The sequence below is a fragment of the Pseudomonas sp. S11P7 genome (assembly GCF_023195435.1).
GTDB lineage: Bacteria > Pseudomonadota > Gammaproteobacteria > Pseudomonadales > Pseudomonadaceae > Aquipseudomonas > Aquipseudomonas fluorescens_G.
Genome location: NZ_JALPKS020000002.1, coordinates 5414094 through 5426372, shown reverse-complemented (window position 1 = coordinate 5426372; position 12279 = coordinate 5414094). Strand labels below are relative to the sequence as shown.

The following is a 12279-nucleotide window of genomic DNA, read 5'->3' as shown; positions in this document are numbered from 1 at the left end:
CCAGGAGGATTACCCGATGAGCCATTCATCATTCGTGCGGGAAGAATTCGAAACCGAGCTGGAGCCGCTGACGGCGGTGCCGGTCGAGCGGGAACTGTCGCTGGGTACGCGGCTGTGGCAGCAGGGCTGGCTGCGCAAGGGTTTGATCCTGATCGTTCTGGCGATCATCTGGGAAGTGGTCGCGCGAGTGCAGAACAATGACCTGATGCTGCCGAGTTTCCTGCAGACCAGCCATGCGCTGTTCGACGGCCTGCTCAGCGGTGAGCTGTTGGCCAAGGTGTGGATTTCGCTGGTGGTGCTGATCAAGGGTTATCTGATCGGTATCGTCCTCGCCTTCGCCCTGACCACGCTGGCGGTGTCGACGCAGTTGGGCCGTGATCTGCTGAGCACGATGACTTCGATGCTTAATCCACTGCCGGCGATTGCCCTTTTGCCGCTGGCGCTGCTGTGGTTTGGCCTGGGCCAGAACAGCCTGATTTTCGTGCTGGTGCATTCGGTGCTGTGGGCGTTGGCGCTGAATACCTATGCCGGCTTCATGGGTGTCTCCGAAACCCTGCGCATGACCGGGCGCAATTACGGTTTGAAGGGCTTGCGCCTGGTGCTGTTCATTCTGATTCCAGCGGCGCTGCCGTCGATTCTGGCCGGGCTGAAAATCGGCTGGGCATTTGCCTGGCGCACCCTGATCGCGGCAGAACTGGTGTTCGGCGCCACCAGCGGCAAAGGCGGGCTCGGCTGGTACATCTTCCAGAACCGCAACGAGCTGTACACCGACAAGGTGTTCGCCGGGTTGGCCGTGGTGATCCTGATTGGCTTGCTGGTGGAGAATCTGGTGTTTGATTCGCTGGAGCGAGTGACGGTGAAGCGGTGGGGTATGCAGCGCTGATTGTGGTGTGGCGGCCGGCCTCATCGCTGGCAAGCCAGCTCCCACAGGTTTTGCGGTGGCCGCAAATATTGTGAACTCCCAAGGCACTGTGGAGCTGGCTTGCCAGCGATGGCGTCCTGTCCGCCACCGCCATCTCTGAAAGATGTTTGCTAGCATTGCGCCCAGATCAATCCCGATCTGCCTAGAGTGCTCAGCATGCAACTCCCGGACATGAACCTGCTGGTCGCCCTCGACGCTCTGCTCGACGAGGGCAGTGTGGTCGGTGCGGCGCGGCGCATGAATCTCAGCCCGGCGGCGATGAGCCGCACGTTGACGCGGATCCGCGAGGCCATCGGCGATCCGATTCTGGTGCGCGCCGGCCGCGGTCTGGTGCCAACGCCCAAGGCGCTGGAGTTGCGCGAGCAGGTGCGCGACGTGGTCGAGCAGGCCGCGCTGCTGTTCCGTTCTGCCGACAGTGTGGAGCTGGGCACGCTGCGCCGACGCTTCAGCATTCGCGCCAATGACTTTTTCGTCGGTGTCTACGGCGGCAAGCTCTTCGACACCCTCGACAAACTCGCCCCGCACTGCGAACTGCGCTTCGTCCCGGAAGGCGACGGCGACGACGAGGCGCTGCGCGAAGGGCGCATCGACCTGAGCGTCAGCAACACCCGGCCGGTCACGCCTGAAGTGAAAGTGCAGAACCTGTTCTCGACGCATTTTGTCGGTCTGGTGCGCGAGGACCATCCACTGCTCGATGGCGAAATCACCGCCGAGCGCTACGCCGGGTTTTCCCATATCAGCATGTCGCGCCGGGGCATCGCCCGCGGCCCGATCGATACGGCGCTGAATGCGCTGGGCCTGGAGCGGCGGGTGGCGGTGATCGCACCGAGCTTCCATGCGGCGATGTTCGCCCTGCCGGACTCCGACCTGATCCTGCCGGTGCCCAAGGAAGCTCTGCTGAGTGTCCGGCGTCTGGGTTTGAAACTGCGCTCGTTCAACCTGCCGATCCCCTTGCCGATGCTGATGCTGACCCAGGCCTGGCACCCGCGCTTCGACAAAGACCCGGCACACCGCTGGCTGCGCGAAACCCTGAAAACCTGCTGCGATGAAACGTGGCTGGCGGCACAGCCCTATCGCCTTCGAACCCACACAAAACCCCTGTAAGAGTGAGCCTGCTCGCGATAGCGGTGTGTCATTCGACACCTGAATTGACTGACAAACCGCTATCGCGAGCAGGCTCACTCCTACAAGTTTCATTGTTGTGTCTGATGCACTTATAACCTGCCAATAAGTCAATTTTCGGCATTGCCAAGCCCCACTAAAATGCTCCGGTATTTTCTCTCCGGAGTATTCATTCATGACATCCCTGACGGCCGCGGCGCCTGTCGCTGCGGCCAATCCGGCGACGGCGGCCGCGCCACCGGTGTTCGGGGCGCGGATCATCATCGGCCTGGTCGGCGTACTGCTGGCGGTGCTGGTGTCGGGCCTCAACGAGATGGTGACCAAGGTCGCCCTCGCCGATATTCGCGGCGCGCTGCATATCGGTTATGACGAAGGCACCTGGCTGGTCGCCAGTTACACCGCCACCTCGGTTGCGGCCATGGCGTTTGCACCGTGGTGTTCGGTGACCTTCTCGCTACGGCGATTCACCTTGTGCGCGATCAGCCTGTTCACCTTGCTCGGTGTGCTGTGCCCGTTCGCGCCGAACTACGAAAGCCTGTTGCTGATGCGCACTGTGCAGGGGCTGGCGGGCGGCGCTTTGCCGCCGATGTTGATGACCGTCGCGCTGCGCTTTCTGCCAGCGAACATCAAGCTCTACGGGCTGGCCGGTTATGCGCTCACCGCGACCTTCGGTCCGGGATTGGGCACGCCATTGGCCGGTTTGTGGACCGAGTACGTCGGCTGGCAATGGACGTTCTGGCAAATAGTGGTGCCGTGCCTGATCGCCATGGCGGCGGTGGCCTACGGCATTCCGCAGGATCCGCTGCGTCTGGAACGCCTGAAAACCTTCAACTGGAAAGGCTTGCTGCTGGGGTTTCCGGCGATCTGCATGCTGGTCATCGGGCTGCTGCAAGGCAATCGCCTGGACTGGTTCGAATCGAACCTGATCTGCGCCTTGCTCGGCGCCGGATCGCTGTTGCTGGTGGCGTTTCTGATCAACGAGTGGTCGCAGCCGATTCCGTTTTTCAAATTGCAGATGCTCGGCATTCGCAATCTGTCGTTCGCCCTGATGACGCTGGCCGGTGTGCTGGTGGTGCTGCTCGCCGTGGTGCTGATCCCGTCGAGTTATCTGGCTCAGGTGCAAGGTTATCGCCCGGTGCAGACCGCGCCGATCATGCTGATCGCCGCCTTGCCGCAGTTGCTCGCGCTGCCGCTGGTGGCGGCGCTGTGCAACCTGCGCTGGGTCGATTGCCGCTGGGTGCTGGGGATCGGTTTGAGCCTGCTGGCGCTGTCGTGCCTGGGCGGGTCGCACCTGACTTCGGCGTGGATCCGCGATGATTTTTACGTGCTGCAGTGGTTGCAGATTTTCGGCCAGCCGATGGCCGTGCTGCCGTTGCTGATGCTGTCCACCGGCAGCATCACTCCGCTCGACGGGCCGTTCGCCTCGGCGTGGTTCAACACCGTCAAAGGGCTTTCGTCAGTGATTGCCACCGGGGTGATCGAGGCGCTGACCACTTCGCGCCTGCATTTTCATTCGAGCATGTTGGTCGACAGCCTCGGCAATTCGCCGCTGGCCGATCGCAGCGACCCGGGGCTCGCCCATCGCCTGCACGAGCAGGCCGTGGTGCTGACTTCTTCGGATCTCTATGTGTGTATGGCCGGCGTCGCGCTGGCGCTGATTCTGCTGATTTTCTGGCTGCCGACGCGGATCTATCCGCCGCGCGCGCCGACTTGATTGCTGCACTGAAACAGAAGGTTTTTATGACGACTCAAGCAAAGCAAAAACTCGCGGTGGCCGTTGCCGCTGCGCTGGCCGTCGGCGTGCTGGTGTACCTGGCGCTGCCTGGCCTGTTTGGTAAACGCACCGAGCAAACCACCAACGATGCCTTTGTCTCGGCGGACTACACGCTGGTGGTGCCGCGCGTCGCCGGGTTCATCAAGCAAGTGCTGGTCGAGGACAACCAGCAAGTGAAGGCCGGGCAACTGCTGGCGCTGATCGATGACCGTGATCTGCGTGCCGCGGCTGAAGCGGCGGACGCGCAAACCCTGGTCGCCCGGGCGCAACTGCAAAATGCCCAGGCGACGCTGGAGCGCCAGACCTCACTGATTGCCCAGGCTCAGGCCTCGGTGGTCTCGGCCAAGGCTGAGATGGCCTTCGCCCAGCAGGAACTGAACCGCTACAACCACCTCGCCGGTGTCGGTGCCGGCACGGTACAGAACGCGCAACAGGCGCGCACGCGGATCGATCAGGCCTCGGCGCGGCTCGACACGGCGACGGCGAAACTGGCTGCCGAGCGTAAGCAAGTGGAAATCCTCACGGCGCAACGGGACGCCGCCGAAGGCAGCCTTAAACACGCGCAAGCAGCGCTGGAAATCGCCAGTTTCAACCTCTCCTACACGCGCATCACCGCGCCACAGGACGGCATGATCGGCGAGCGCGCGGTGCGGGTCGGTGCCTACGTGACGCCGGGCAGCAAGCTGTTGGCGGTGGTGCCGTTGCAGCAGGCCTACGTGGTGGCGAATTTTCAGGAAACCCAATTGACCGACGTGCAGCCGGGACAGGACGTGCAGGTGCGCGTCGACAGTCTGGGCGGTGAGGCGTTGACCGGCCGCGTCGAAAGTATTGCGCCCGCGACCGGCGTGACGTTTGCCGCGGTGAAGCCGGACAACGCCACCGGTAACTTCACCAAAGTCGTGCAGCGGATTCCGGTGAAGATCGTGCTGGAGCCGGGCCAGCCATTGGCCGAACGGTTAAGGGTGGGGATGTCGGTGGAGGCGAGTATCCATACCGCGGATGTGAAGGCCGATCGCGAGGTGGTACAGCGATGACCGGTGTTGAATTGACTGGCCTCATCGGTGGCAAGCCAGCTCCCACAGGGTCCATGGGCAGCCCTGAAAAATCTGGACAGCCTGCAGAATCCCTGTGGGAGCTGGCTTGCCAGCGATGGGGCCAGTGGCAGCACATCACTTCAAGTGCCTTGCTCACCCTGTGCCTCAGCGCCTGCACCGTCGGCCCCGACTTCCAAAAGCCCGAAGCCACGCCAATCACCGACTGGGCCAAACCCGCCAAATCCGCCCCCAGCCAGGCCGTCAGCGAACCGCTCAACGAGCGCTGGTGGGAGGTCTTCAACGATCCGCAACTCTCGGCACTCACCCAGCGTGCCGTGCGTAGCAACCTTGATCTGCAACTGGCCAGCAATCGCCTGCAGCAAAGCCGCGCGGCCCGTCAGGTGATCACCGCTGAGCGTTACCCGAACACCGCTGCCAGCGGCAGCTATGGACGCAAGCGCAACAGTGGCGAAGGCTTGAATGATCCATCGGGGCATAACGGCGATTCAGCGTTCAACCTGTGGGACGCCGGTTTTTCCGCGTCCTGGGAGCTGGATTTCTGGGGCCGCGTGCGCCGCGAAACCGAAGCCGCCGATGCCAATCTGCAAGTCGCCGAAAACGACCGCCGTGGCGTCTTGCTGACCGTGCTCGCCGACACCGCGCAAAACTACATCCAGTTGCGCGGCGTGCAAAACACCCGCGCCGTCACCGAACAGAACCTCGACGTCGCCCGCCACAGCCTCAAGCTTTCGCAACTGCGGCTGGCCGACGGCGTGGCGACCGATCTGGACGTCGCCGAAGCCGCCGCGCAAGTCGCCGCCATCGAAGCACGGCTGCCGGCACTTGAGCAGCGTCAGGCGCAACTGATCAACGCAATCAGTCTGCTGATGGGCGAACCGCCGCAGGCCTTGGCCAAAGAGCTATCCACCGACGCAGCGGTGCCGCAGTCGCCGCAGCAAGTGGCGATCGGCCTGCCATCGCAACTGGCCGAACGGCGCCCCGACATCCGCCAGGCCGAAGCACGCCTGCACGCGGCCACCGCCACTATCGGCGTGGCCAAGGGTGATTTCTACCCACGCATCACCTTGTCCGGCAACCTCGGCTCGCAAGCCATGCAACTCAGCGATTTCGGTTCATGGGGCGCGCGCGCGTTCGGCATCGGCCCGCAGTTCAGCCTGCCGCTGTTCGACGGCGGGCGCCTGCGCGGCATGCTGCAACTGCGCGAAGCGCAACAGCAGGAAGCGGCCATCGCCTATCAGCAAACCGTGCTGAGGGCCTGGCATGAAATCGACGATCAGCTCAGCGCTTACAACGCGAGCCAGCGCCGCCGCGACAGCCTCGCCGAAGCCGTGCGCCAGAACCAGATCGCCCTGCGCACCGCGCAGCAACAATACGTCGAAGGCGTGTCCGATTTCGTCAACGTCCTCACCGTGCAGAGCGCCTTGCTGGCGACTCAGGAACAATGGGTCGAAAGCTCCACCGGCGTTTCGCTGGCGGTGGTCGGCTTGTACAAGGCACTGGGTGGCGGATGGCAATCGGTGTATCCGGCGCAGCCGATGGCTGCGGCCACGCCGGACGTCGCGAAGCCCTGAACCAACAGCGCCCGCTATGCTCAACTCCATTGGATCAAGCGGTTCAACGCCGCGCCTGAATGCCAGAGGAGTTGCAGCATGGAAAATCCACAACACAGCCTCCCGGCCCTGTTCAAACAACTCGGCCTGGCTGATGACCCGGTCAGCATCGACCAATTCATTGCCAGCCATTCTCCACTCAAGCCCAAATTGCATTTAGCCGATGCGTTTTTCTGGTCGGAAAGTCAGGCGCAGTTCTTGCGCGACGAGATTCAGGAGGACGCGGATTGGGCGGAGGTGGTGGATCAGTTGGATGTGATGTTGCGTAAGGGGCGCGGCGCGTCGAGCTAAGGCAAACCTTCTTACAGAATGCAGGAGGGATTCAGACCCACATCGGAGTAGCGTCGCTTCTCTGAGAGTCGGAGAACCGAGCATGCAGTCTTTTTGCCAATCCAAACGATGAATCTTGCGCAGCTGACAGTTTGTCCGGAGGCGACTATCGAAACCGTTCAACACGGGCCAATCACCGTTCACGATCAGGGTCGAGCAGTTGCGATCCTGATATCAGCCGAGCATTTCAGAGACTTGTTGAACCGCATCGATGATCTCGAACTGGCTTCTGTTATTCATTCACGCCGAGGCGAGATCGGTTTCCCTGTTGAGATTGATGAGCTATAGGGCGGTCCTCATCGAAGCAATTTGTTTCAAAACTTGACTGAATTTCCTCTCCAATGCGATATTGATAGTTAGCAAACTAACAGTGTCCGTTTTCCCGTGTCCGATTCCCTCGACAATCTCCAGATGAACATCAGCAGCGCCATGGTGGTGGCCGCGCGGCATTGGCGGAAAATCTGCCAGACCACGCTGGTGAACTATGGAATTTCCGAAGCCTGCGCCGTTCCATTGTTGATGATCGGGCGTCTTGGCGAAGGTGTGCGCCAGGTTCAGGTGGCTCAGGCCGCCGGCATGGAGAGCCCGTCGCTGGTGCGCCTGCTCGATCAGCTGTGTCATTCCGGTTACGTCTGCCGTACCGAAGATGCTCAGGATCGCCGTGCCAAATGCCTGAGCCTGACCGACCGCGGTCGTGAGCTGGTGCAAGCGGTGGAAGTTGAGTTGGTGCGCTTGCGCCATGAAGTGCTCGAAGGCATCGATCGAGACGATCTGGAAGCTACGCTTCGGGTACTCAGGGCTTTTGAGGCGGCCAGTCCGCCTGTGGTGGTCAATTCTTGAACGGTTTTTTCACTGGCATTCCGCCGGCCCGGGACTGGTTCTACGGGGTCCGTACCTTTGCAGCGTCGATGATTGCGCTGTACATCGCCCTGCTCATGCAGATGCCGCGTCCTTATTGGGCGATGGCCACGGTGTATATCGTCTCCAGCCCGTTTCTCGGGCCGACCAGTTCCAAGGCCTTGTACCGCGCGATCGGCACTTTTCTCGGCGCTACCGCGGCGGTGCTGTTTGTGCCGATGTTCGTGCAGAGCCCGTATGTGCTGGTGGTGGTGATCGCCTTGTGGACAGGGATTCTGCTGTTCATGTCTTTGCACCTGCGCACCGCCAACAGCTACGCGTTGATGCTCGCCGGTTACACCCTGCCGCTGATCGCCCTGCCGGTGGTCGATAACCCGCTGGCGGTATGGGATGTGGCCGAGGCGCGGACCGAAGAGATTTTTCTCGGCATCGCCGTCGCTGCGGTAGTCGGTGCGATGTTCTGGCCGCGTCGCCTGGCACCGGTGTTCAACGATGCGGTGGGCAAATGGTTTGCCGACGCCACCACCTACAGCCAGAAGTTTCTCAGCCGCGATGTGCAGCCCGAGGAAGTTGCGGCTTTGCGCATGGCGATGGTCGCCAGTTTCAACAGTCTTGAATTGATGATCGGCCAGTTGCCCCACGAAGGCGCGCGTCCGCAGACCGTGCGCAACACCAAGGAACTGCGCGGGCGGATGATCCACCTGCTGCCGGTGATCGATGCGCTGGAAGATTCGCTGTATGCCCTCGAGCGGCGCACCCCGGAACTGGTCGCACAATTCCAGCCGCTGCTGACGGCCACCCGCGAATGGCTGAGCCATGCAGATGCTGATCTCGGTCGCTGGCAAGCGCTGAAAGATCAGCTCGACGCTTTACAGCCGAGCGCTGAGGCGCTGGAGGATCGCAAACAGTTGCTGTTCTCCAACGCGCTGTATCGCCTTGGCGAATTCATCGACCTGTGGCAGGACTGTCGCAGTCTGCAGGATGCGATTTTGTGCGAACGTCAGGACAGCTGGCGTGCGGTTTATCGCCACTGGCGCCTCGGCCGTCTGACGCCGTTTATCGACCGTGGGCTGATGCTGTATTCGGTGGCTTCGACCATTCTGGCGATCATTGTCGCTTCGGTGTTGTGGATTCTGCTCGGCTGGCCGGACGGCGGCAGCGCGGTGATTCTGGCGGCGGTCGCGTGCAGTTTCTTCGCTTCGATGGATGACCCGGCACCGCAGATTTACCGGTTCTTTTTCTGGACCGGCATGTCAGTGCTGTTCGCCAGCCTGTATCTGTTTCTGATCCTGCCCAACCTGCATGACTTCCCGATGCTGGTGCTGGCGTTTTCGGTGCCGTTCATCTGCGTCGGCACGCTGACCGTACAACCGCGTTTCTACCTCGGGATGCTGCTGACACTGGTCAACACCTCGTCGTTCATCAGCATTCAGGGCGCTTACGATGCCGACTTTTTCGCTTTCGTGAATTCCAACCTGGCAGGGCCGATCGGCCTGCTGTTCGCTTTTATCTGGACCCTGGTGGCGCGGCCGTTCGGCGCGGAACTGGCGGCCAAGCGTCTGACCCGTTTCAGCTGGAAGGACATCGTGCGCATGACCGAGCCGGCCAGTCTCGCCGAGCACCGGCAATTGGGCGTGCAACTGCTTGATCGGCTGATGCAGCATTTGCCGCGTCTGGCCCTGACCGGGCAGGACACCGGGATTGCGATGCGCGAAGTACGCGTGGGGCTGAACATGCTCGATTTGCTGGCCTACACCCCGCGCGTCAGCGGGGCGCCCAAGGCCTTGCTGCAGCAAGTGGTCAGCGAGGTCGGCGAGTATTTCCGCGCCTGCCTCAAGGCTGGCGAACGCCTGCCAGCGCCGAGCGGTCTGCTGATGACCCTCGACCGTACCCGCCGTGCGCTCAACGGCCAGGGTGACGATGAAACCCGTCTGCACCTGCTGCACGCCCTGAGCGGTTTGCGTCTGGCCTTGCTGCCCGGCGTCGAATTCGTCTCCAGCGCCGAGCCCGAAGAACCGCTGCCCGATGGAGCGCCCCTATGATTGGTGATCTGGACATCAGCGGCATCTTTCTGCCGACGCTGCTGGTTTTGATGGGCATCACTTACGTGTTGTTTTTGCTGGTGCATGGCGTGCTGCAACGCCTGCACTTTTACCGTCTGGTCTGGCACCGGGCATTGTTCAACGTGGCGCTCTACGCCGTGCTGCTGTACGGCGTGGACTCACTCAGTCGATACCTGATGACATGAAAAAACCGTTTCTGACTATTGGTCGCGTGGTCCTGACCCTGCTGATCGTGACATTTGCCGTGGTCCTCGTCTGGCGCATGGTGATGTATTACATGTTTGCGCCGTGGACCCGTGACGGCCATATCCGCGCCGACATCATCCAGATCGCCCCGGACGTGTCCGGGCTGATCCAGCAGGTGGAAGTGAAGGACAACCAGTTGATCAAGCGCGGCCAGGTGTTGTTCAGCATCGACCAGGACCGTTTCAAACTGGCCCTGCGCCAGGCCAAGGCTGCGGTCGCCGATCGTGAAGAAACCCTCGCCCAGGCGCAGCGTGAAGCCAAGCGCAACCGTGGCCTCGGCAACCTGGTGCCGGCCGAGCAACTGGAAGAAAGCCAGTCGCGCGTGGCCCGTGCGCAATCGGCGCTGGCCGAGGCGTTGGTAGCGGTGGACAGTGCGCAGCTCAACCTCGACCGTTCGGTGATCCGCAGCCCGGTCGACGGCTACGTCAACGACCGCGCGCCGCGTCCACAGGAATTTGTCACCGCCGGGCGACCGGTGTTGTCGGTGGTCGACAGCAATTCCTTCCACATCGACGGCTATTTCGAAGAAACCAAACTCGACGGTATTCATGTCGGTCAGTCGGTGGATATCCGCGTGATCGGCGACCGCGCCAGACTGCGCGGCCACGTCGAAAGCATCGTTGCCGGCATCGAAGACCGCGACCGCACCAGCGGCAGCAACCTGTTGCCCAACGTCAACCCGGCGTTCAGCTGGGTGCGTCTGGCGCAGCGGATCCCGGTGCGTATCGCCTTTGATGAAGTGCCGGCAGATTTCCGCATGATTGCCGGCCGCACCGCCACGGTGTCGATCATTGAGGATGAGCAACCGCGGGAGCCTGCGCAATGAACAGGGCGCTGATCATCGCCGGGCTGGGCCTGATGCTCTCGGCGTGTCAGATGGTCGGACCGGGTTATCAGGTGCCTGACGACGCGGCGATTCAGCGCAAGGATATTCAGGGCGAGCTGGCGGTGGCCGGCAAGCCGGTGGTATCCGCGCCGGTACCGGCGGACTGGTGGCGGCTGTATCAGGATCCGCGGCTGGATCAACTGGTGCAGCAGGCCATGGCCTCCAACACCGATTTGCGCGTGGCCGCAGCCAACCTGCAGCGCGCGCGGGCGCAGGTCGATGAGGCCGAAGCGGCGGGCGGCTGGAGCGGCGGGGTAAAAATGGGCGCCCAGCGGTTGCAGGAATCCGGGCAAGCGTTTCTGCTGCCGGAAAAAGTGCCGGTGGCCAACATTGCCGATATCGGCATCAGTGCCTCGTACCAGTTCGACCTGTGGGGCACGCTGCAACGCGGCATCGAAGCGGCGAAAGCCAACGCCGATGCGACTCAGGCCGCCGCCGATACCGCGCGCATCACGTTGGTAGCGGATGTTGTGCGCGCGTACACCCAGGTCTGCGCCGCCAACGAAGAGCGCGAGATCGCTCAGCATTCCCTCGACCTGCAATCGCAAAGCACGTCGTTGATCCAGCGTTTGCGTGATGCCGGGCGCGGCGATGAAACCCAAGTCACCCGTTCGCAAACCCAATTCAAATCCCTGCGCGCCGACATGCCGCGCTACGAAGCGGCGCGTCAGGCCGGGTTGTTCCGGCTGTCGATGCTGCTGGCCAAACCGGTTGATCAATTGCCGGCGGGCACCGCCAGTTGCGCCGAGCTGCCGAAAATCGCCCAGTTGCTGCCCGTCGGTGATGGCGCCGCATTGCTCAAGCGGCGCCCGGATATCCGTCAGGCCGAACGGCGTCTGGCCGCTGCCACCGCCGGGATCGGCATCGCCACTGGCGAGTTGTACCCGGATATCAGCATCGGCGCGACGATCGGCACGGTCGGCATCATCGATGACCTCGGTGATCCGTCGACCAACCGCTGGGGCTTTGGCCCGTCGCTGAACTGGAAAGTGCCGACCAACGGCGCTCGCGCGCGCATTCGCGAAGCCGAGGCCAACACCCAGGGCGCGCTGGCGCATTTCGACGGCGTGGTGCTCAACGCCATCCGCGAAACCCAGACTGGCCTGGCCCAGTACAGCGCGTTACTGCAACGCCGCGACGCATTGGCCGAGGCCGAGCAGTCGGCAAAACTGGCCGCCGAGCAGACGCACCGCTTTTTCCAGGCCGGCCGCGAGTCGTTTCTCGCCGACCTGCAAGCGACCCGCACTTATACGGATGTCACGGCGCAACTGGCCGCAGCCAACACGCAAGTCGCCATGAGCCAGATCGATTTGTTCCTCGCCCTGGGCGGCGGCTGGGAAAGCGGACGAACGCACGCTTCAAGTCCCGGCAAACCCTGAGGCCATTGCTATGCTTTGAAGTGTTGGAGGCGCG

Annotated in this window: 11 protein-coding genes; all 11 read left to right on the top strand. The window is 62.5% G+C overall.

The window, feature by feature from the left end:
- Window positions 1–16: 16 nt before the first annotated feature.
- Window positions 17–883 (top strand): ABC transporter permease, encoded by an 867-nt coding sequence (locus M0746_RS24850; RefSeq protein ID WP_258450974.1) that lies wholly within the window; start codon window positions 17–19, stop codon window positions 881–883.
- 195 nt (window positions 884–1078) lie between these two features.
- On the top strand, window positions 1079–2026 hold the full coding sequence (locus M0746_RS24845) for a LysR family transcriptional regulator (RefSeq protein ID WP_258450973.1): 948 nt from the start codon (window positions 1079–1081) through the stop codon (window positions 2024–2026).
- Between the two features lie 193 nt (window positions 2027–2219).
- Complete coding sequence (locus M0746_RS24840) at window positions 2220–3758, top strand: MFS transporter (protein ID WP_258450972.1); 1539 nt, start codon at window positions 2220–2222, stop codon at window positions 3756–3758.
- A gap of 26 nt (window positions 3759–3784) precedes the next feature.
- A complete protein-coding gene (locus M0746_RS24835; protein ID WP_258450971.1) occupies window positions 3785–4852 on the top strand; it encodes an HlyD family secretion protein in 1068 nt (355 codons plus the stop codon).
- 53 nt (window positions 4853–4905) lie between these two features.
- Window positions 4906–6444: an efflux transporter outer membrane subunit gene (locus M0746_RS24830; RefSeq protein ID WP_258450970.1), complete on the top strand. Its 1539-nt coding sequence runs from the start codon at window positions 4906–4908 to the stop codon at window positions 6442–6444.
- 78 nt (window positions 6445–6522) lie between these two features.
- The gene (locus M0746_RS24825; RefSeq protein ID WP_258450969.1) at window positions 6523–6774 is read left to right on the top strand and encodes a DUF2789 domain-containing protein; all 252 of its coding nucleotides are present in this window, start codon (window positions 6523–6525) and stop codon (window positions 6772–6774) included.
- Window positions 6775–7224: 450 nt separating this feature from the next.
- The gene (locus M0746_RS24820) at window positions 7225–7653 is read left to right on the top strand and encodes a MarR family winged helix-turn-helix transcriptional regulator (protein WP_090288108.1); all 429 of its coding nucleotides are present in this window, start codon (window positions 7225–7227) and stop codon (window positions 7651–7653) included.
- Window positions 7650–9713, top strand: a complete 2064-nt coding sequence (locus M0746_RS24815; protein ID WP_258450968.1) for an FUSC family protein — start codon at window positions 7650–7652, stop codon at window positions 9711–9713. The genes M0746_RS24820 and M0746_RS24815 overlap by 4 nt, the downstream gene beginning before the upstream one ends.
- Window positions 9710–9919 carry a DUF1656 domain-containing protein gene (locus tag M0746_RS24810; RefSeq protein WP_016772264.1) on the top strand — a complete coding sequence of 70 codons (210 nt, stop codon included), beginning with the start codon at window positions 9710–9712 and terminating at the stop codon, window positions 9917–9919. Before M0746_RS24815 ends, M0746_RS24810 begins: the two co-directional genes overlap by 4 nt.
- Window positions 9916–10806: an efflux RND transporter periplasmic adaptor subunit gene (locus M0746_RS24805; protein WP_258450967.1), complete on the top strand. Its 891-nt coding sequence runs from the start codon at window positions 9916–9918 to the stop codon at window positions 10804–10806. The genes M0746_RS24810 and M0746_RS24805 overlap by 4 nt, the downstream gene beginning before the upstream one ends.
- The gene (locus M0746_RS24800; protein WP_258450966.1) at window positions 10803–12245 is read left to right on the top strand and encodes an efflux transporter outer membrane subunit; all 1443 of its coding nucleotides are present in this window, start codon (window positions 10803–10805) and stop codon (window positions 12243–12245) included. Before M0746_RS24805 ends, M0746_RS24800 begins: the two co-directional genes overlap by 4 nt.
- Window positions 12246–12279: the final 34 nt, after the last annotated feature.